Source organism: Bifidobacterium sp. FKU (assembly GCF_026016385.1).
GTDB lineage: Bacteria > Actinomycetota > Actinomycetes > Actinomycetales > Bifidobacteriaceae > Bifidobacterium > Bifidobacterium infantis.
Genome location: NZ_CP092888.1, coordinates 1,831,389 through 1,852,079, shown reverse-complemented (window position 1 = coordinate 1,852,079; position 20,691 = coordinate 1,831,389). Strand labels below are relative to the sequence as shown.

General features: G+C 60.7%; 17 protein-coding genes and 1 pseudogene. 7 read left to right on the top strand and 11 right to left on the bottom strand.

The window, feature by feature from the left end:
- Nucleotides 1-30: 30 nt before the first annotated feature.
- A complete protein-coding gene (locus tag MMB48_RS08455; protein ID WP_032744450.1) occupies nucleotides 31-1,515 on the bottom strand; it encodes an adenosylhomocysteinase in 1,485 nt (494 codons plus the stop codon).
- A 170-nt stretch (nucleotides 1,516-1,685) separates the two neighbouring features.
- Between MMB48_RS08455 and MMB48_RS08450 the strand changes: the two genes are divergently transcribed.
- Together MMB48_RS08450 and MMB48_RS08445 are read left to right on the top strand one after the other, a co-directional pair.
- A complete protein-coding gene (locus tag MMB48_RS08450) occupies nucleotides 1,686-3,332 on the top strand; it encodes a Y-family DNA polymerase (protein ID WP_265074939.1) in 1,647 nt (548 codons plus the stop codon).
- Nucleotides 3,329-3,547, top strand: coding sequence for a hypothetical protein (locus MMB48_RS08445; protein ID WP_032744449.1), 219 nt, complete (start codon nucleotides 3,329-3,331; stop codon nucleotides 3,545-3,547). The genes MMB48_RS08450 and MMB48_RS08445 overlap by 4 nt, the downstream gene beginning before the upstream one ends.
- Here the strand turns inward: MMB48_RS08445 and MMB48_RS08440 are convergent.
- Nucleotides 3,544-3,876 carry an aldo/keto reductase gene (locus MMB48_RS08440; RefSeq protein WP_050496267.1) on the bottom strand — a complete coding sequence of 111 codons (333 nt, stop codon included), beginning with the start codon at nucleotides 3,874-3,876 and terminating at the stop codon, nucleotides 3,544-3,546. The two genes, MMB48_RS08445 and MMB48_RS08440, sit on opposite strands and share 4 nt — an antisense overlap.
- 12 nt (nucleotides 3,877-3,888) lie before the next feature.
- Nucleotides 3,889-3,976 (bottom strand): annotated as a pseudogene (locus MMB48_RS08435) (aldo/keto reductase); the annotation flags it as partial.
- Between the two features lie 326 nt (nucleotides 3,977-4,302).
- Here MMB48_RS08435 and MMB48_RS08430 point away from each other — a divergent pair.
- The gene (locus tag MMB48_RS08430) at nucleotides 4,303-4,596 is read left to right on the top strand and encodes a helix-turn-helix domain-containing protein (RefSeq protein ID WP_230581241.1); all 294 of its coding nucleotides are present in this window, start codon (nucleotides 4,303-4,305) and stop codon (nucleotides 4,594-4,596) included.
- The gene (locus MMB48_RS08425) at nucleotides 4,593-5,747 is read left to right on the top strand and encodes a type II toxin-antitoxin system HipA family toxin (protein WP_032744447.1); all 1,155 of its coding nucleotides are present in this window, start codon (nucleotides 4,593-4,595) and stop codon (nucleotides 5,745-5,747) included. Before MMB48_RS08430 ends, MMB48_RS08425 begins: the two co-directional genes overlap by 4 nt.
- A 30-nt stretch (nucleotides 5,748-5,777) precedes the next feature.
- Here the strand turns inward: MMB48_RS08425 and MMB48_RS08420 are convergent, their stop codons facing one another.
- The 6 genes from MMB48_RS08420 to purC all read right to left on the bottom strand — a co-directional run bounded on the left by MMB48_RS08420 (nucleotide 5,778) and on the right by purC (nucleotide 14,502).
- Nucleotides 5,778-6,341 (bottom strand): DNA-deoxyinosine glycosylase, encoded by a 564-nt coding sequence (locus MMB48_RS08420; RefSeq protein WP_172664382.1) that lies wholly within the window; start codon nucleotides 6,339-6,341, stop codon nucleotides 5,778-5,780.
- A gap of 31 nt (nucleotides 6,342-6,372) precedes the next feature.
- Entirely contained in the window at nucleotides 6,373-7,032 is a 660-nt protein-coding gene (locus tag MMB48_RS08415) for a DUF6320 domain-containing protein (RefSeq protein ID WP_032744445.1), read from the bottom strand.
- Nucleotides 7,029-8,399 (bottom strand): hypothetical protein, encoded by a 1,371-nt coding sequence (locus MMB48_RS08410; RefSeq protein ID WP_032744444.1) that lies wholly within the window; start codon nucleotides 8,397-8,399, stop codon nucleotides 7,029-7,031. Before MMB48_RS08410 ends, MMB48_RS08415 begins: the two co-directional genes overlap by 4 nt.
- Nucleotides 8,372-9,670: an alpha/beta hydrolase gene (locus MMB48_RS08405; protein ID WP_032744443.1), complete on the bottom strand. Its 1,299-nt coding sequence runs from the start codon at nucleotides 9,668-9,670 to the stop codon at nucleotides 8,372-8,374. The genes MMB48_RS08410 and MMB48_RS08405 overlap by 28 nt, the downstream gene beginning before the upstream one ends.
- Before the next feature lie 137 nt (nucleotides 9,671-9,807).
- A complete protein-coding gene (locus MMB48_RS08400) occupies nucleotides 9,808-13,542 on the bottom strand; it encodes a phosphoribosylformylglycinamidine synthase (RefSeq protein WP_032744442.1) in 3,735 nt (1,244 codons plus the stop codon).
- Nucleotides 13,543-13,749: 207 nt separating this feature from the next.
- Nucleotides 13,750-14,502 (bottom strand): phosphoribosylaminoimidazolesuccinocarboxamide synthase, encoded by a 753-nt coding sequence (purC, locus tag MMB48_RS08395; protein WP_032744441.1) that lies wholly within the window; start codon nucleotides 14,500-14,502, stop codon nucleotides 13,750-13,752.
- Nucleotides 14,503-14,824: 322 nt separating this feature from the next.
- Here purC and MMB48_RS08390 point away from each other — a divergent pair, with 322 nt between their 5' ends.
- Complete coding sequence (locus MMB48_RS08390) at nucleotides 14,825-15,190, top strand: VOC family protein (protein ID WP_029679175.1); 366 nt, start codon at nucleotides 14,825-14,827, stop codon at nucleotides 15,188-15,190.
- A 12-nt stretch (nucleotides 15,191-15,202) separates the two neighbouring features.
- Here the strand turns inward: MMB48_RS08390 and purT are convergent, their stop codons facing one another.
- Nucleotides 15,203-16,540 carry a formate-dependent phosphoribosylglycinamide formyltransferase gene (gene purT, locus MMB48_RS08385; protein WP_032744510.1) on the bottom strand — a complete coding sequence of 446 codons (1,338 nt, stop codon included), beginning with the start codon at nucleotides 16,538-16,540 and terminating at the stop codon, nucleotides 15,203-15,205.
- Between the two features lie 466 nt (nucleotides 16,541-17,006).
- Here purT and MMB48_RS08380 point away from each other — a divergent pair, with 466 nt between their 5' ends.
- The gene (locus MMB48_RS08380; RefSeq protein ID WP_050496266.1) at nucleotides 17,007-18,197 is read left to right on the top strand and encodes a pyridoxal phosphate-dependent aminotransferase; all 1,191 of its coding nucleotides are present in this window, start codon (nucleotides 17,007-17,009) and stop codon (nucleotides 18,195-18,197) included.
- Between the two features lie 96 nt (nucleotides 18,198-18,293).
- Nucleotides 18,294-19,454: a glycosyltransferase gene (locus MMB48_RS08375; RefSeq protein WP_032744440.1), complete on the top strand. Its 1,161-nt coding sequence runs from the start codon at nucleotides 18,294-18,296 to the stop codon at nucleotides 19,452-19,454.
- Nucleotides 19,455-19,600: 146 nt separating this feature from the next.
- Here the strand turns inward: MMB48_RS08375 and MMB48_RS08370 are convergent, their stop codons facing one another.
- Complete coding sequence (locus tag MMB48_RS08370; RefSeq protein WP_012578212.1) at nucleotides 19,601-20,626, bottom strand: threonine aldolase family protein; 1,026 nt, start codon at nucleotides 20,624-20,626, stop codon at nucleotides 19,601-19,603.
- Nucleotides 20,627-20,691: the final 65 nt, after the last annotated feature.

Here is a 20,691-nt window from a genome sequence, read left to right as displayed (position 1 = left end):
GCTGCGTTGTGTTCGGTGCCGTGTCTATGGCTATCGGTCGGCGTTCTCTCGGTCGTTTTCCGCGAATCTGGTCAGTCGCCAATCGTAGCCGTTGTCCTCCACGGCATGGCTGGCTCGGTATCCGCGCGCCTTGAGCGCGCTGGCGGCGATGCGCTGGTCGGTCGCTGCGTCAAGTCTGATAAGCGTGTGATCCAGTGTGCCTCGATGTTCTAGAAGATATGCGACGGCGCTGGCCTGTACGGCGAAGCTCAGATCCATGATCTCGATTGGATTGCCGCCTCCCACCGTGTAGTTCACGCCATCGCCGTCGGCGATTAGCGTGAGCGTTGGCCCGTCGGGAACAATGAGTTGCGCGGTGTCCCTGTTGACCTGTGGGGTGAAGTCGCTTACCTCGTCCAAGGCGATTTCGTTGGCGATGCCGCCGATCACTGCGAGCGCCGCGCCCTCGTGCATTGCGCGCATGTGCTCAAGTGTGACTGTATGTCTCACGCCAGTGGCGGACACCACCATATCCGCGCAAGGGAGTGCCTCGTCAATGTCTTGTGCGGCGAAGCCGTCGAACACCGCTTTGAGTGAAGCCACTGGATCGATATCGCAGATGGTGACTTCGGCTCCAAGCGCGCGAATACGCCGTGCGAAGCCTTGGCCGACCGGGCCGTAGCCGATGACGGTGACGTTCTTACCGTCGAATGCATGCTCGCCGAGAATGCGCTGCATGGTGGTCACGCATGTCTCCCCAGTGCCGTGGGCGTTGTCGAATCCGGTTTTCAGCACACTGTCGTTAACAGCTACGACCGGGTAGGTGAGGGCTCCCGCTTCCTGCATCTGCTGGAACGCGCGTACGCCACTGGTCGTTTCCTCGGCCACTCCAATGAGATTCGCCGTGAGCTCGGGGCGTTCGAGCGAGGCGAGACGGGCGAAGCTGGCACCATCGTCGATGATGATGTTCGGCTGTATCTTGTCCAGCAGGCGCAGGGCTGCCTCGTGCGCCTGTTCCGCGGTCCAGGCTCGGCTGGATTCGACCGTGATTCCTTCTCGGCGCAGCTGTTCCGCCACTCGGGGATCCGTGGAATCCGGGCCGCAATATACGCCGACGATTGCGCCGGCGGCCTTGAGCTTGCGCAGCAGAATCGCGGTTTTTGGCTCCAGTATCAGGCAGACGGCAATACGAATGCCTGAGAAATCGACGCGGGTGGTGAGGTCATCCATGGTGTCGCGTAATACCGGCATGTGCTGTTCCGCGTACTCCATTGCCTCCAGCCCGCTTGCCGTGCGCATGTCGGCAATGGAATCAATGCTTTGTGTGCCGTCACATAGGAATTCCTCGCTGTGTCCGTCGGTCATCGTGGCATCTTCGACGGTCATGCCCCATTGCTGGGCCTGAGACTTGATTTCGGCATGCTTCTGCGGCTCCGGAATCGCGAGGCGGGCTCCTGCCAGTGATCGATTCGTTTTCTGGGATCGGGCTGCCGCCCACGCCGCAAAATCGCTGTCTGCCGTAATGCTTTTCTTCATATTCCCATGGTACGCATGCATGCCGCTGCGCGTGTGGTGTGGGTGAAGAGCATGCTTGGGCGCGTTGCGTGCGTCGACTTCGGCAGCTTCGAACAGACATGTTGTATCGAACAAATGTTCGACCGTATTGATATGCTGGTCGGGCCGGCGGTGGTAAGGAGGTGATGGCGATGGGCAGCGGAACGGTATCGACGCAACGCGAGCATACCTATATTGCCATTGATCTCAAGTCCTTCTATGCCTCGGTGGAGTGCGCGGCGCGCGGACTCGACCCGTTGACCACGCATCTGGTGGTGGCCGATGAAACCCGCACCGATAAGACAATATGTTTGGCGGTCTCACCCTCGCTGAAGAACTATGGCATTCCCGGTCGTGCGCGGCTATTCGAGGTAAAACAGCGCCTGAATGGAGTCAACATCGAGCGCGCGGTCCATGCTCCCGGCGGCCGATTAATCGGGGAGTCCTGCGATGCGCGCGACCTGGAACGCTCGCCGAGACTCAAAGCCTCGATGGTCATCGCCAAGCCGCGCATGGCGCACTATTTGGAGGTCAGCGGGCAGGTATATGGCATCTACCTCAAATACGCCGCACCCGAGCACATCCATGTCTACTCGATTGACGAGGTGTTCATCGACGTCACGCCATATCTGCGCTCGCTGGGTATGGGGCCGCATGCCATGGCGCGAACCATCGTGCGCGAAATTCTCGATGAAACCGGCATCACCGCCACTGCCGGCATCGGCTCCAACATGTATCTGGCCAAAGTCGCCATGGATATCGTCGCCAAGCACATGCCCGCCGACAAGGACGGCGTGCGCGTGGCCGAACTGAATGAAATGTCATATCGTCGGCTGCTCTGGAGCCATCGTCCGATCACCGATTTTTGGCGGGTTGGGCGCGGCTATGCCAGGAAGCTCGAGCATGCCGGACTGATGACCATGGGCGATATCGCCCGATGTTCGGTGGGTCGTGCTTCGGATTACTACAACGAAGACCTGCTATATCGCATGTTCGGCGTGAATGCCGAACTGCTCATCGACCATGCGTGGGGCTGGGAGCCGTGCGAAATCGCGGACATCCAATCCTATGAGCCAGGTGCGCACAGCATCAGCAGCGGTCAGGTGCTCACCGGTCCCGCCGACTATGCCACGGCCCGGCTGATCACCAAGGAGATGGCCGATGCGCTCGCCCTCGATTTGGTCGATAAGGGGGTGATGACGAATCGGCTGACACTGGCGGTCGGCTATGACATTGGCAGTCTCGATGCTTCGAAGCTTGATTCATGCGCAGACCGGGCGATGAGGCGTGCCGCCGAACGCGCGGCAAAGACCTATCAAGGGCCGGTGACCGTTGACCGTTTCGGTCGTCGGGTGCCTAAGTCGGCCGTGGGGTCGATTGGATTGGGTGATTTTACGTCGTCTGCCGCACGTATTCGCGAGGCGATGACCATGCTGTACGAGCGTATTGTGGATGCGCGGTTGCTGGTGCGTCGACTCACGGTTGTTGCCGATGATGTGGCCACGCCCAAAGAACTGGCGGCGGGCAAACGCTATGAGCAGCTTGATTTGTTCGGTGATGATGGCGATATGCGATATGACTGTGATAGCACGGAATCCGGTGGCGACGGAAGCGGGCGTATGCCGGCTTGTGGGGACGATGCCGCCGCACAGACGTTGGCTCGAGAGCATGATATCCAGCGTGCGCTGCTGGATGTGAAACGTAAATTCGGCCGCAACGCCGTCATCAAAGCCATGGATATGGAAGACGGCGCCACCGGTCAGGACCGCAACCGTCAGATCGGAGGCCATCGCGCATGACCCTGCAAGAGACCCGGGCATACGACGACATCATCGACCTGCCCCATCACCAGTCGCGCAAGCATCCGCACATGTCCCGCCACCAGCGGGCCGCGCAGTTCATGCCGTTCGCGGCCCTGACCGGTTACAACCAAGTCATCAAGCAAACAGCAAAAAACGCCGAAACCGCCATCGCTCAGGCCGAAGTCCAAGGCGATACCGATTTCGGTGCTTAACAATCGCTCCCGTTGGAGGAAGTCTCAGATTCGTCAGCCCACGTGGCGCGAGAACCGGCCGACAGCGGCTGACCCTTGCGGTACTTGCCGGTCAGCAGACCCTGTGCGAGCGGGGAGAAGGTGATGATGCCGATGTCGAGCTTGCGGCAGGTGCCCATGATCTCGTGCTCGATGTAACGGTCGTTCAGGTTGTACTGCGGCTGAACCACGGTGATCGGGTACAGGTTGTAGCGGTCGATGATGCGCCGGGCTTCCTCGAGGCGAGCCGAACCCCACTCTTCGGAGACGCCGTAGTACAGCACCTTGCCCTGGGCGACCAGGTCTCTCATACTGCTTCAGCGTCTCGCCGAGGAAGCGTTCGGCAGCGCCGCCCGAATAGGCGTCTGCGCAGTCGAAGAAGTTGACGCCGGAATCGTAGGCGAGCTTCACGGTCTACTTGGCCATATCCTCGGCCGCTATGCCCTTGAGATCCGTGACCCAGCTGCCCAGCGCGACCTCACTGATCCTCAGTCCCGACTTGCCAACATTGCGATACTGCATATGTGCTCCTTACTGACCAATCGCCACCGCCGTCTTTCCATAGCCAGTCGTGAGCGTTAACAATTCTTATTGAGGCAGCTCAACCCCGCTTGGACGCAAATTGGCGGCTACTGCGACACGCCGGTTGTAGTCCCGTGACCAACTTGCCGCAATCGATAACTACTAAAATATGAGTAGTTATTGGCTTTTTAGGCATAAATTGCTAATATATTAGTATGTTTTCTTTGTTAGATGAGCCTATGCCTGGGGATGTTTCGGCTGCGATTGCCGAACGCATGGTTGCCAGGCGCAAAGAGCATCAGTTATCGCAAACGGCTCTGGCTAAAAAATCCGGTGTGAGTCTTGGCTCAATCAGACGGTTCGAGCAGCAGCACGAAATTTCGTTGACGGCGCTCATCAATATCGCGTTTGCGCTGAGTTGCGAGCAGGATTTTGAGACACTGTTTTCACAGCCGTACTATGCAACTATCGATGATGTCATTGCTGCGCGGGAGAGGGAAGCGCGATGAGCGAGACAGTGCCGTTGGATTTATCGGTTGATCGGGTACGGGTGTTTTTGGATGGTGAAATTGTTGGCTCGCTGACACTGTCGCCGGCAAAAACAGTGGCGTTCTCGTACGAAAGCTCGTGGTTGTCCAGTGGATTCAGCATAAGTCCGCTGAGTCTGCCATTGCGTGAGGGGGTCTTTGTCGCCAAAAGAGATCCATTGCATGGTTTGTTTGGGGCGTTCGATGACAGTATGCCGGATGGGTGGGGGCGTTTGCTCACGGATCGTCTTCTGCGTCAGAGAGGAATAGACCCTTACTCTATCGGAACCTTGACGAGGCTGTCCATTGTGGGATCAAGCGGTATGGGAGCCTTGGAATATGAACCAGCGGCGGTCATTGAAAATGGTGTTGCAGCTACTGACTTGGACGATATAGCGAGAGAGTGCGCGAATCTTCTGGAAACTGATTTTTCTGAGGATTTGGATCAGCTTTTTGCCCTTGGTGGCTCGTCCGGTGGCGCGCGGCCGAAAATTCTGACTGAGGTTGATGGAGAAGAATGGATTATCAAATTCCCCTCATCCGTAGACTCGGCGAATATCGGAGAACAGGAGTATCAAATTTCTGTACTTGCGCGCGAGTGCGGCATTGATATGCCGGAAACTCGTCTGTTCGCATCAGCGCAATGTTCTGGATATTTTGGTGTCCGGCGGTTTGACCGTACGCGGGATGACGATGGCACCGAACATAAGGTGCATATGATTTCCGCCGGCGGATTGCTGGAAACGTCGCATCGTATTCCCAATTTGGATTACGGACTATTGATGCGGCTGACTATGCGTGTGTGCAACAGCGCAGAGGAGTGCGAGCGGTTGTACCGTCTCATGTGCTTTAACGTGTTCATCGGAAACCGCGACGATCATGCGAAGAATTTCTCTTATCTCTATGATCGTTCTCGCCAAGCGTGGAGATTGTCGCCTGGATATGATTTAACGGAAAACCCTGGAATCAACGGCGAGCACACTGCTTCGGTGAACGGAAAGGGGAAGAACATCACTATTGCGGATTTGACTGGTGTCGGTGTGAAGGCTGGTATTTCGCGGGCGCGCTGTATTGCTATTGCCAATGAGATGCAAGATAGGATTCGTGATGCTGGGTTTGCCGTCCGAGATTGATGGTCTCGCCATACTTTTAGGTATCTACTTTTAGTTTTTCCAATACGCATTCTCTAGTACGTTTGCCTTTTGAAAAGCTTCGCGATAGGCGGTGATAAGGTCCGGCAAACGCATTGAGGCGTTGGCCGGACTGGTGGAGGGCAGTTGGGTCATGCCGATGGCGATACCGGCTTCGGTCAGGCGCGGCTCGATAAGTTTGCGGTAAAGTTGCGCTGATTTCGCGCCGGTTGTGAAGATGTGGGCGATTGGAGCTCCGCGCAAGATTGGTGTCAAGTCGTTGGGCGCGGCATTGCGGATGCTGGCATCGCTGGCTCCGGTGATATCGCAAGAAGCAATGACATCCCATAACGCAATGTGGTGGCGCAGAGCAAACGCACGACGGGACTCAGGTGAATCGCCGACGGCGTCGGCAGGATCAGCGGAGTTGGCAAACAGCGCCTGCATCACCGGCCAAAACCGGTTCTGCGGATGCATATAGTAAAACGCCGCCGCTCGGGATTTCGGGCTCGGCATCGACCCCAGAATCAGCACCCGCGACTCGCCATCCCACACCGGCCCAAACCCATGCTCCACATGTTCGCTCATGGTTTCCATCCTAAATCGGGCGATTGAGCGCACGAGGCAATCAGGCCGAGAACTGTTTGCCGAATTCCGAGAAGAGCTGACGGCGGGCGAAGACGAGCAGGCCGAGCAGCATCAGCAGGGAGACCAGCCCGCTGACCATCACCAGCACATCCCACGGAGCCCAGCCGAGCGGAATGAACGTCAGAGGCAGCAGACCAGCGACGATGTCGAACGCCAGATACTTGGCGTACTGGTCAATGGCCTTGGTCCGCAGCACGATAAGCAGCACCACGTCAAAGACCAGCGAAACCAGACACGTGATCGGTATGACGAACATGGTGACGACATGATTCATCGTCGCGACAAACCAGACCAGCGCAATCGCCAGCATGATATAGAAATATCGAAACATGAGTCGAAGCGGCCGTGGCGCGTGCAGAATCGCACTGTTGATGAACAGCACGCTGATGATCAGCGCGGCCGCCGAAGCGCCGACGATCGGCGCCGGCCACGACCACAGATAGGCGAAGAACCCGAGCAGCAACAGGATCGCACCGGCGACGAACGTGATGATCTCCACCGTCAGACGCCTCGGACGCAGATAGATCTGCTGCGCGGGGAATGCGGCGGGAGAGGCCTCGCCGTGCAATTCGTTCTGGCAGAGTGGGCAACGGGCCATATCGCCGGTGAAATTGACGCTGCAGGCATCGCAATGCTTCATGCCGACGCTCCTTTCTCCACATGCACGCCAGCGATGTTCATACGGCCGCTGATGCCCTGCGTGGCGAGAATCCGACACAGGTTCTTGATGACGTTCAGATCATGGTAGATGGTGGAGATGCCGATGCTCAGGTCGTCGCCGAACGAGCAGACCGTGAAATTCAGGCTGGCCGGTGTGGTGAGGAAGTTCACCGAACGCACATGGCGCGCGAGTCGTTCGTCCAAGGTGACTCGGCCAAGGTTCGAGACGGTGGTCGTGGTTTCGCGGTCGGTGATGAACCGGGCCAGCTCCAGCACCCAGTCCTTGGCAGGGGAGGGCGCGAGACGCAGCACCGGATTCTTTTCCAGCGCAATCATGCGGTTCATATGCGATTCGACGCGCTCGCGACTGGTGGCATGGCCGAGCTGCTCCTGCACATGGCGGGCGATGTCGGCCAACGGCTCATCGGTCAGCAACCCACCCATACCGTTGCCGTGCGCGGTGCGGGCGGCGGACTGCTGGCCGTTGCCGGTCACGTCTGGGCTCGTTGCGGAAGTTTTCGCGGAGTCCTCATCGGCTTCGATATCGGCCGGCGTGTACGCCACGTAAGTCATGCCGTAGAAGTTGCGCACGGTCTCCGACCTGAAGAAGGCGCGCAAGTCGACCGGAATATCCACGCGAATCGCGCGATTGCGGGCGCGCGAGGGCATGACGTCGCGAATCGCGCACAGTATCGCGGCGATGAGGTAGGAGGTGAGGCTCACTCCGCACTGATGTGCTGCACCAAGCACCTTGCTGGCGCTGACGTGATATTCCATGAACGTGGTCGCGTCCCGGTCGATAGGGCCGGACAGCCGGTAGATCTTCGTGCCGGGCGCGGCGCCGGCCTTGTCTTTCTCGTAGTATTTGTCGAAGCTGTTTTCGGCTTTGTCGCTATCCGAACCGTCGTAATCCGAAGGCACGCCCGGCACGTCGTACCGCTCGGCGATGTAGGCGTGCAGCAGTGACTTGAACAGGTTGATGGCGCCGCGACCGTCCGAAATGATGTGCGAGACCTCGAGATTGACACGATTGCGGAAATAGCTCACGCGGAACAGCATGCTTTTGGGCCCGTAATGCAGTCGCGAGCATATCGGCAGATGTTCCGGCTCCACCAGCGGCCGGCCGTCTGACTGTTCGAGGTAATGCCAGAACATGCCGTTGAGCAGGTGCACGTTGAAGCTCGGGAACTGGGCGATGGCATGGTCGAGCGCGTGCTGCAGGATGTCCGGGGTGATGTCGTCCTCCAGCTCAGCCGAATAGCGGAACACGGTCTGCGAGGAGCGGCCAGCCTGGGAGGAGTAGAACTTGCCGATGTTGTCTAGTCGGTACCAAGTACGTCTTGCCACGCGTCGCCTCCCTCCGGTGCGTTGGCGGTGGTGCCGGTACCGGGAGCCGGTTCCAGCGGTGTGCCGTCGAGGAAATGCTCGATGATTCGGTAGGTGGTGGCCACCAGTCCCACGGCCGACGTGTTGAGTAGGTAGCCGTGGATGCCATCGTGAATCCTGTAACAGGAGACGTTGTCGTTCACCAATTGCAGACGACGGGCGTACGCTTCGTCCTCGTCTCTGAGCGGGCAGTATTCGGCGGACAACACCAGCGTGCGCGGCTGATTGCTCAGGTCATGCGCGGTGAGCGGCGCGAAATACGGATTGGTCAGGTCGGCCACGGACGAACGGTACATGTCGATGTAGTCGGCCATGTCCTGTGCGGTGAGGATGTAGTCGGTGCCGTTGGTCCGCACCGATTCGAACGGGCTGGTCTCGGGATTGTAGTCGTTGCCGACCACCGGGTAAAGCAGCATCTGCGTGCGCGGCATGAACTCGCCGCGGTCGCGGGCCATGAGCGAGACGGCGGCCGCAAGATTGCCGCCCGCGCTGTCGCCAAACAGCACGATGCTGTCGGGATCCGGTGCTGGGATTGTCGCAGATATATCGCCCCCGCCGGTGGGGGCTGTCGGCGCAGCCGACTGGGGGTGGTCAACATCAACAGAACCACCCACCCCAGAAATCGGCAATTCCCCAGCAAACAGCTGCCGGGCTACCTCATAGCAATTCTCAACAGCAGTAGGGAAGCGGTATTCAGGAGCCAGCCGGTACCCGACCGAGATCACACGGCGTTGCAGACGTACGGCCATATGCGCGCAAGCCTGCGTGTACAGGTTGATGCCGCCTGTGGTCCAACCGCCACCGTGGAAAAACAGGATCGTGCCACGCGGCGTGACTGAGGGAAGTTCCGTGTTGGCATTGCCGGAAATACCGTCGGTGTTGCCGCTCGACGTGCTTTCCTTGATGGGTATTTTGGGTAGGACTTTGGGTAATACGGCGGGCAGAATCGCGGATATTGCCGAGGCCACTGGCGTGCCATTGGCGGAAGATCCCTCCAGGGCTTCGGGCAGGGGCGCTCCATAGGCGACCAGCGGCGTGAACACTCGCAATGGTACGGCATATCCATCCGCCATAGGCGCGAAGGCGTCCTCGACACGGCATTTCGGATTGGCGGGTGCCTGCTTGGCGATAAGCTCTTCCGCCACGCGCTGCAATTTGTACGACTTGCCCGCGTTGGGCTTGATGTAGCTGGCGGCCTTCATCGCGGCGAACAATGCCTCGTTGATCGGCATGACGACAGGTCCTTTCAGCGGCGGATTCGGTAGTGCGAACACCCCAACCTTAGCCCATGACCGGCATGAACAAAAAAGGGAAGGAACCCGAGAGTTCCTTCCCTGTGTGCCGTATCAGACGCGATACGCGCCGATTATCAGGCGGCGAAGTATTCCACGCCGGCCTCGAAGATCGGCTGGTACTTGTTGCCGGGCACGTTGACGTACAGGCCGTTGCCGGAACGCTCCGAGTGACCCATCTTGCCAAACACGCGGCCGTCCGGGCTGGTGATGCCCTCGATGGCGAGCAGCGAGCCGTTCGGGTTCACATCTAGGTCCATGCCGGGGGTGCCGGTCTCGTCCACGTACTGCGTGGCGATCTGGCCGTTGGCCCTGAGCTGGGCGAGTACCTCGTCGGAGGCCACGAAGCGGCCCTCGCCGTGGGAGATGGCCACGGTGTGGATGTCGCCGACCGAAGTCTTGGACAGCCACGGGGAGAGGTCGGAGGCCACGCGCGTGCGGACCAGTCGGCTCTGGTGGCGGCCGATGGTGTTGAAGGTCAGCGTCGGGCAGGCGTCGGTCATCGGCACGATGTCGCCGTACGGCACCAGACCCAGCTTGACGAGCGCCTGGAAGCCGTTGCAGATGCCGAGCATCAGGCCGTCGCGGTTCTTCAACAGGTCACGCACGGCCTCGGTGACGGCCGGCGCGCGGAAGAACGCGGTGATGAACTTGGCGGAACCGTCCGGCTCGTCGCCGCCGGAGAAGCCGCCCGGGATCATCACGATCTGGCTCTTGTTGATCTCATCGACCAACGCCTGCGTGGATTCGGCGACGGCGGCCGGTGTCAGGTTGTTGATGATCAGCGTGGTCACGTCGGCGCCGGCGCGCTCAAAGGCGGCGGCGGAATCATACTCGCAGTTGTTGCCCGGGAACACCGGGATCACCACATGCGGCTTGGCCACGGAAGAGCCGACGTACACGGTCTTCTTCGGCGCGTGGAAGTCGATGGTCTCGACGGTCGCGCCCTTGTCCTCGCCCTTGGAACGGTACGGGAACACGGATTCGATGCCGGACTCCCAAGCTTCCTGCACAGCGTCCAGGTCCAGCGTCTCGCCGGCGGCCTTGAACACGTACTCGGAGGTGGTGGTGCCGATTTCGCCGATCTCGACCAAATTGGAGACGGCCGGAAGCTTGGCATCGTCTGCCAGCTCGACGATGAACGAACCATATGCCGGGGTGAACAGGTCGTCCACGGCGATGCTGTCGTTCAGAGTCACGCCAATGCGGTTGCCGAGCGTCATCTTGAACAGGGCTTCGGCGGTGGCGCCATAGCCCGGCGTGGAGACGGCCAGGGCATCGTGGAAGTCGGTGAGCTCCTCGATCACGGAGAACGCCTCAAGCAGCGCATCCTTGTCCGGGGTCAGACCGTCGGCCAGGTAGCGCGGTGCGATGCGCACGATACGGTGATCGGCGTCCTTGAACTCGGGGGAGGTGGCGCGCTTCATGTTGCCCACGGCCACGGCGAAGGAGATCAGCGTCGGCGGCACGTCGAGATCCTCGAACGAACCGGACATGGAGTCCTTGCCGCCGATGGCGCCGGCGCCCAGGTCCACCTGGGCCATCAGCGCGCCGAGCACGGCGGCCGCCGGCTTGCCCCAGCGTTCCGGCTCGTCGCGCAGCTTCTCGAAGTACTCCTGGAAGCTCAGGTAGGCCTTCTCATGCTCGAAGCCGGCTGCGACCAGCTTGGCCAGCGACTCGACCACGGACAGGTAGGCGCCGGTGAACTGGTTCTTGGACATGATGTACGGGTTGAAGCCCCACGCCATCGCCGAGGCGGTGGTGGTCTCGCCGAACACCGGCAGCTTGGCGACCATGGCCATGTTCGGGGTGAGCTGACGCTTGCCGCCGAACGGCATGAGCACGGTGCCCGCGCCGATGGTGGAGTCGAAGCGCTCCGAAAGGCCCTTGTTGGAGGCCACGTTGATGTCGGTGACCAGCTCGTTCATGCGCTCGGCCAGCGTGCCTTCGCCCCACGGGGTCTCGTAGGACTGCTGTGCCTCGACATGCACGGTCTGGTGCTTGGAAGCGCCGTTGGAGGCCAGGAACTCACGGGACAGATTCACGATCTTGTCGCCGTTCCAGGTCATCACCATGCGCGGGTCCTCGGTCACGGTGGCGATCACCGTGGCTTCGAGGTTCTCTTCGCGGGCGTAGGCCAGGAACTCGTCCACGTCCTCGGCGGCCACGTCCACGGCCATGCGCTCCTGGGATTCGGAGATGGCCAGCTCGGTGCCGTCCAGGCCCTCGTACTTTTTGGGCACGGTGTTGAGGTCCACGAACAGGCCGTCGGCCAACTCGCCGACCGCCACGGACACGCCACCCGCGCCGAAGTCGTTGCAGCGCTTGATCAGACGGCAGGCATCGCCGCAGCGGAACAGACGCTGCAGCTTGCGCTCCACCGGAGCGTTACCCTTCTGCACCTCGGCGCCGTCGAGTTCGAGCGATTCCACGTTATGCGCCTTGGACGAACCAGTGGCGCCACCGATGCCGTCACGGCCGGTACGGCCGCCCAGCAGGATGATCTTGTCTCCGGGGGCCGGGGTTTCGCGGCGCACATGGTCGGCCGGGGTGGCGGCCACGACCGCACCCACCTCCATGCGCTTGGCCACGTAGCCGGGGTGGTAGATCTCGTCGACCTGACCGGTGGCCAGACCGATCTGGTTGCCGTAGGAGCTGTAGCCGGCTGCGGCGGTGGTCACGAGCTTGCGCTGGGGGAGCTTGCCTTCCAGCGTCTCGGAGACCGGCACGGTCGGGTCCGCGGCGCCGGTGACGCGCATCGCCTGATACACGTAGGAGCGGCCGGACAGAGGATCGCGGATGCAGCCGCCGATGCAGGTGGCCGCGCCACCAAACGGTTCGATTTCGGTGGGGTGGTTGTGGGTCTCGTTCTTGAACAGGAACAGCCAGTCCTCGTCGTGGCCGTTCACGTCAACCTTGACCTTGACGGTGCAGGCGTTGATTTCCTCGGACTCGTCAAGGCCTGTAAGGATGCCGTTCTTCTTGAGCCACTTGGCGCCGATGGTGCCCATGTCCATGAGGCAGACGGGCTTGGTGTCGCGGCCGAGCTCGTGGCGCATCGCCAGATAACGCTCGAAGGCGGCCTTGACGGTGGCGTCATCGATGGTCACTTCGTCCAGCTCAGTGCCGAACGTGGTGTGACGGCAGTGGTCGGACCAGTAGGTGTCGATCACCTTGATCTCGGTGATGGTGGGTTCGCGGCCCTCCTCGCTGAAGTACTTCTGGCAGAATTCGAGGTCGGCCAGGTCCATGGCCAGACCGCGCTCGTCGATGAACTTCTGGCCGGCTTCGGCGTCCATCTCGTTGAAACCGGCGATGGTCTCGACCTTGCCGGGCACCGGCACCTGGGTCTTCAGGGTTTCCTTGGTCTCCAGGCTGGCCTCGCGGGCCTCGACCGGATTGATCACGTAATGCTTGATGGTGTCCACGTCGGCGTCGGTCAGGTCACCTTCCAGCGCGTACAACTTGGCGGAGCGGACCGTCGGGCGCTCGCCCTGGGAGATGAGCTGGATGCACTCGGCGGCGGAGTCGGCGCGCTGGTCGAACTGGCCGGGCAGGAACTCGGTGGCGAAGACCTTGGCTCCGGCGAAGTCGGGCAGATCGTAGGCCACATTGTCCACCTGGGGTTCGCTGAACACGGTGGGCACGGTCTGGTCGAACAGCTTCTGGGAGATGCCTTCGACGTCATAGCGGTTCACGATGCGCAGGGCCTTGAGGCCGTTCAGTCCGAGGATTGTGCGCAGTTCGCCCGCAAGCTGCTGGGCTTCGACATCAAAGCCGGGCTTCTTTTCCACGTACACGCGAAAAACCATGGAAATCCTTTCTTGAAATTATTGAAAAATTGAAGAAGTGCGGTAAAAGAACTTGGCTCCCCTCTCTGAGGGGAGCTGTCAGCGGAGCTGACTGAGGGGAGTTGTCATGGCGGTGAACGTCTTGACCTCCCCTCAGTCGCCTATCGGCGACAGCTCCCCTCAGAGAGGGGAGCCAGCTGTATGTTCTGCTACCTGCACCTAAACGACTTATTCGGCGACTGCGATGCCTTCGGACTTGGCGAGTTCGGCGAGGCGCTCCTCGATCTCTTCGTAGGCCGGGATGATGCTGCCGAGACCACGGCGGAACAGGTCCTTGTCGAGGTGCTCGACCTTGCCGGAGTGGTCCTTCTGGTCCCACAGACGGCAGGAATCCGGGGTGATCTCGTCGGCCAACAGCAGCGTGCCGTCGGTGGCGCGGCCCATTTCGATCTTGAAGTCGACCAGCTTGACGTCGATCTTGGCGAAGATCTCGATCAGGGCCTCGTTGATCTTGCGGGCCAGCGGGGCGATCTCGGCGAGATCCTCGCGAGTGCATACGTCGAGGGCTACCAGGTCATCGTTGTTGACGAACGGATCGTGCAGATCATCGTTCTTCAGGAAGTACTCAAGCACCGGCTCCTTGAGCGGCAGTCCTTCCTCCACACCCAGACGGGAGCAGAAGTGGCCGGCGGCCACGTTGCGCAGCACGATCTCCAACGGGAACATGTTCACCTTGCGCACCAGCTGGCCGGTGTCGTTCACTCGCTTGATGAGGTGGCTGTCGATACCGCGCTTCTTGAGCAGGTCGAAGATGATGGTGGTGATGAGGTTGTTCAGGCGGCCCTTGCCGGTGAAGTCTTCCTTCTTTTCACCATCGCCAGCGGTGGCGGTGTTCTTGTATTCGACCCACAGAACCTCTGGATCGTCGGTTGCGTACAGTTGCTTGGCCTTGCCCTCGTAGAGCTTTTCCAGCTTCTCCATGACTCACCTTTCAGGAGTGGAATTTCTGGGTGAACTAACGGTAAAAGGGTACCAATCGAGGGCTACAACAACACTCAGCATGACGCTACGATGCGGCCAGCGCATCATACGTCGCTGCATCGAACGGCCATACGCTGTTGGGATGGCGGAGGCGGACGGTATTGGTCCGACAATCGACTCATTGCCGGTCGCATAGTCGTTCGGCGTAACAGTATCTACGCAAGCGCGCGGACACTCAGATGTTCGTCAATAGACAAAACGTGAGTGTACGGCCGCGCACGCACGATAATGGGAGTGACGAAATGGTGCAAGGAGGTTCGTCATGATCGATCATATTGGTTTGTTTGTTTCCGACGCCGCACAGTACGCGGATTTCTACGAGAAGCTGCTGGCCCCGCTGGGCTACGTCAAGAAAGTGGCATACCCGACCGCCGTGTGCTTTGCCAATGACGAGGATGGCGACAGCGTTTGGCTGGAGTCTCCGAAGGACGGCAACCCGGTGGTGCCGTCTCATGTGGCGTTCCGCGCCAAGGATGAGGCCGCCGTCAAGGCGTTCCATGAGGCCGGTCTCGCCTCTGGCGGTACCGACAACGGCGCTCCGGGCCCGCGCCCGAACTATGGCCCCACGTATTACGCCGCGTTCATCCACGACCCGGACGGCAATAATATTGAGGCCATGCTGAGCTGATCAGGCCGTGGACTACTCCACGGTAATCGTCAACGCATCGGCAACACGGCCGGCCTTGGCACGGGCGTCGGCTTCGGACTCGCCGACGGCCAGTGCCACAGCCATACGACGGTGGCCATGCACTTCGGGCTTGGCAAAAATGCGCAGGTCCGTGCCAGGTTCGGCCAGAGCAGCGGCCACATCGGTGAACTCGGCCTCACCGTCGCCGGCCACCACAATCGCATGGCTTGCCGCCACCGAGCCGGCCGGAATCGTGAGTGCCACGTGCTCGGGGGTGATCGGCAGACCCAGGATCACGCGCGCATGGAGGGCGAACTCGCTCAGACGCTGGGAGGTCATCGTCACCATACCGGTATCGTGCGGACGGGGGGAGACCTCGTTGAACAGAATCGAGCCGTCGGTGAGCACGAACAATTCCACGCCGAACACGCCCCAACCGGTCTCGCCGGTCGCCTGAGCCTTGGCCACCAAGCCTTCAACGGCGGTACGTGCGATGTCGCGCGCCCGCTCGGCCTCACCATCGGGCTCGGTAGCCGGCTGCCAGGACTCGCGGTAATCGCCGGACTCCTGACGTTGGCCGATCGGCGCGCACGTCACAATGCCGGCGGACGAAGAAACGGTCAGTACCGTCAGCTCACGCTCCAGCGGGGCAAGCGCCTCAACGATCACGCGCGACACATCGCCCTCATCGGCGGCGCGGCGGCCCTCCTGCGCTTCGGTCCAAGCGGCATCGATGGCGTCGGCGGAACGCACCACCGACTGGCCGTGACCAGACGAGCTCATCACCGGCTTGACCACGCATGGATAGCCGACCTCCGAAGCTCCGGCGCGCAGCTCTTCCAGCGAGCCGGCAAAACGATACGGTGTAGTCGGCAAGCCCAATTCTTCGTGGGCCAGTACGCGCAGGCGCTCGCGGTCCATGCAAATCGCGGCGATTTCGGCGCTCGGCACCACCTGGGTGCCCGCGGCCGCAGCACCGGCCAGCACATCGGTGGCGATGGCCTCTACCTCGGGCACGATGATGTCCGGCTTGATTTCATCGAACAATGCCTGCAATTCGGCGGCATTCGCCATATCCAACGCGCGGTATTCATGCGCCACCTGCTGGGCCGGAGCGCCGGCATAGGAGTCAGCAGCACACACCCATGCGCCCAGTCGCATGAGTTCAAGCGTGACCTCCTTGCCCAGCTCGCCAGCGCCCAAAAACAGCACGCGGGTGGGGTGCTTGCCCAGCGGTGTGCCCAGCGGTCGGTTGGCTGTGCGAGTTGCGGGGGGAACGGCGGAAGTCTCGGCGGGAATTGCGGGAGAGGAGGCGGAAGTCACGGCAGTATTCACGGCGTTTTCAGTCATACCCACATTCTGCCATGACGCGATGATTTCGGTATGTCGCGTGAGCGAAGTGCCTCGCGCGGCCAAAATTACGGGCGGAATATCCGGCTTCATGGGGCGGTAATGAGTCCATGGGGCGGTAATGAGTCCATGGGGCGGTTTGTTGGTTTTGTGAAACCGCGGAATTAAGCCGTTTTGCCTTACCGCCCCATGGGAATTTCACCGCCCCATGGGGTAAATACCGCCCCATGGGCAGGTTACCGCCCCATGAAGATTCAGATGCCCGTAACCCGCCATAAATACTGCGTATAGACACGCCATTGCGTGTGTAACAGAGCCGTCGTACCTTAGCAATCACCGGCCGATGAAGTATGGGGCGGTCGGGCCAACATTTTTGGATGTGACATATAGCGAATAGCGGCGTGTCGGTTCCGGCGTTTCAGGCTACAAGCCGGCACGCTGGCAATAGTCGAAGGGGGAGGGCGACATGCCGACGTCGAACGCGGCTCTGATTTCTCGACGGGCGGCTAGTCTGCCCGGCAATCCTTTTGCTGAGGCGGACGCACGCGCTGCAGCAGCCGTCGCCGCCGGCAAGGATATCATCGACTTGAGCAAAGGGAATCCCGATGGCTGGCCGCCATCCTTTGTACAGGACGCGCTTTCTCACGCTTCCCACAATCCTTCCCTGTTCCGGTACCCGCCATTTGATGGGCTTCCGGAATATCTGAATGCGATTGCCGGCTGGTATTCGCGCCAGCACAACGTCACCGTGGACCCCGCCACCCAGCTGCTGGCGACTTCCGGCTCGTCCGTCGGCATCACCACCGTCATCCAGGCGCTGGTCGATCCGGGAGATACGGTGGTGGCGGTCGACCCGTATTACCCACAGTACGAGGGCTCAACAGTAGTGGCCGGTGGCCAGTTCGAGACGATTCCCGCTGACCCGAGCCGTGGATTCCTGCCCGACTTGGATGCGGTGGACCCAGCGCTATGGACTCGCGCCAAACTGCTGATTCTGAACTATCCCAACAATCCGACCGGCGCGGCCGCAACACCCGAGCTGTATGAGACGGCCATGCGCCTGGCCAAGCAATACGGATTCATCGTACTTAACGATTTCGCCTATGCGGGGCTCGAATTCGGCGACGTGCGCTCGCTGAGCCTGCTGGAGACTCCGGGCGCGCTGGACGTGGCGCTGGAACTTGGCTCGCTGTCCAAGATGTATATGGTGGCCGGCTGGCGCGGTGGATTCGTGGCGGGCAACGCCGAAGTCCTCTCTGCCGTCAAAGCCGTACACCGGCAGACTGCGGTGTTGGCTTCCAGCGTTATTCAGCAGGCCGGTGCGGTGGCGCTGGAATCCGATCAGAGCACGGTGAAGCTGCTGGCTGTGCAATATCAGCATCGTTTTGAAGTGGTGCGTGACGGGTTTACCCAGGCTGGTCTGCCGGTGGCCGAGGCCCAAGGCGGCCTGTTCGCGTGGGCGCGCGTGCCGGTGCGGTGGCATGGCGATTCCGCCGCATTCGTGGATTGGCTGCTCAACACGGCCGGCGTGGCGCTGATGCCGGGGGTCTGCTTCGGTCAGGCGGGCGAAGGCTGGGTGCGCATCAGTCTGCTCAAGCACACCGCCGAGTTGTTCCAGGCCGTGGCCCGCGCCGATCGTGCGCTGCGAAGCGCGTGATTCAATATTGGGCAAAATGCGGCAGCCCATACCATTTCACACGCGTTCAGGCAGCGCGGCCGACGTCATTGCCGCGCGGTGGTTTAGGATGAGGCAATGCGCGAAAACGGGATTGAAGAGAGCATTGATCGTCCGCTGACTATCGCTCTTGTGGTCGATACGGTGGGCAATCAGGGCAACGGCACCTCCAATTCGGCCTTGCAATGGGCTGCGGAATTGGAGCGGCAAGGCCATCATGTGAGGCTTGTCGGTATAGGGGCGCCCGAATATCCGGCGCGCGTGAATAAGGTGCCGCTCGTCTCGTGGGTGGCCGCCAAGCAGCTCATGCAATTCGCCGAACCCAGCGACACGTTGTTCCGCACCGCCTTCCAAGGCGTGGATGTGGTGCATATCTATATGCCGTTCAAATTCGGCCGTCGTGCCGCTAAAGTCGCCCACCAAATGGGCATTCCCGTGACTGCCGGATTCCACCTGCAGCCGGAGAACGTGCTGTATTCGGCCGGCCCGCTACGTCGCATTCCCGGTATTTCCAGCTTCCTGTACTGGCTGTTCAAGCACTGGCTGTACAAGCACATTGACCACATCCATGTGCCCACCGAAATGACCGCGAGTCTGTTGCGCGCGCACGGGTATAAAGCCAAGTTGCACGTGATTTCCAATGGTTATTCACCGGTGTATTCACCGAAGAAGCCGGCCGATCCGGATGCTTCGGCTCCCGTGCCGTTCCGTGTCGTCGCTTCTGGCCGACTGGCCAGCGAGAAAGATCAGATTACGCTGATCAAGGCGGTGTCGATGTCCCGCCACGCCGGCGATATTCAGCTGGTGATCGCCGGTACTGGGCCGCTCAAGCAGTATCTCAAGTTCCGCGCCGGGCGTTTGCTGGCGCGCAAGGCCGATATCGGATTCCACAAGCACGCCGATATGCCCGATTTGTTGCGTTCGGGCGATTTGTTCGTGCATTGTTCGATTGCCGACATCGAATCGGTGAGCGTGATCGAGGCGATGGCGTGCGGATTGGTGCCGGTGATCGCCGCGTCCGAATTGTCGGCGGCCGGCCAGTTCGCGCTGATCGACGAGTCGTTGTTCCCCGTGCGGGACGCGGCCCTGCTGGCCCGACGCATCGATTGGTGGATCGCACATCAGGCCGAGCGCGCCGAATGGGGCGAGAAATACGCCGAATACACCAAGGCGCATTATTCCGTGGAAGCCTCGGTCCACAAGTTCGTGGATATGGAACGCAAGGCGATAGGGGAGTAGGAGCCTTCTCGTTTGCGGAGAGGTCTTTCCCTCAGTCCGCCTGCGGCGGCCAGCTCCCTCATCGGCGGGAGCTACGAAAAAACCTCCCTCTGATGAGGGAGGTGGCATCGCGAAGCGATGACGGAGAGAGAGATTAGCGAAGGGTTTTACAACACCTCAATAAGCTGATCGACCTCTTCATGCGTGGTGGCCCAGCTGGTGCAGATGCGCATCACGGTATGCGTGTCGTCGGCCTTCTCGGTAAAGCCGAGCTTGACCTCGCGCTCCAGACGGTCGATGGTCGGCTGATCCATCGTCACGAAAATCTGGTTGGTGGGCGCTTCGAAAGTGAGCATGTAGCCCTTGGCGCGCAGGGCCTCGCGAATACGATCGGCCGCCTCATTGGCGCTGCGGGCAATCTTGAAATACAGGTTGTCGGTGAATAAGGCGTCAAACTGCGCGCCCAGCACGAAGCCCTTGGCCAGCAAGGCGCCGTGCTGCTTGATGCGGGTCAGGAAGTGCTTCGGCGTGTTGTGCTTGGTAAACACCACGGCCTCGCCGAACAGCGCACCCACCTTGGTGCCGCCGATGTAGAACACGTCGGCGATGGTCGCCAGATCCGTGAGCGTCATGTCGGAACCAGTGGCGGTCAGCGCGTAGCCGAGTCGCGCGCCATCCACGAACAGCGGCATATCGTACTTATGCGCCACATCGGCGATAGCCTGCAGTTCGGCTTTGGAGTAGATGGTGCCATATTCGGTGCTTTGCGAGACGTACACGGATCCAGGGAACACCATGTGCTCGTAGTTGCCGTCCGCATAGAAGGTCTTGCAGAACTCGTCCAGTTCGGTTGGATCCATTTTGCCGTTGTGCTGGGGAATCGTAAGCACCTTGTGGCCCGAGAACTCGATGGCGCCGGCCTCGTGCACGTTCGGATGGCCGGAGGCGACCGCGACCACGCCTGCATACGCCGGGGTGATGGTGTCGATGACGACCTGGTTGGTCTGCGTGCCGCCGACGAGGAACCACACATCCGCGTCCGGCTGGCCGCAGGCCTCGCGGATCTTGGCCTTGGCCTGATCGCTCAGTTCGTCGGACCCGTAGCCCGGATACAGATGGTTGTTGGCTTCAGCCACGGCTTCAAGCACTGCGGGATGGGCGGCGCGGGAGTAATCGTTCTCAAAAGACAGCATGACGGACCTTTTGTCCTTATGTTCGGTGAATTGGATATGCCCGAGTGTACAACGCGGTGGTTCCC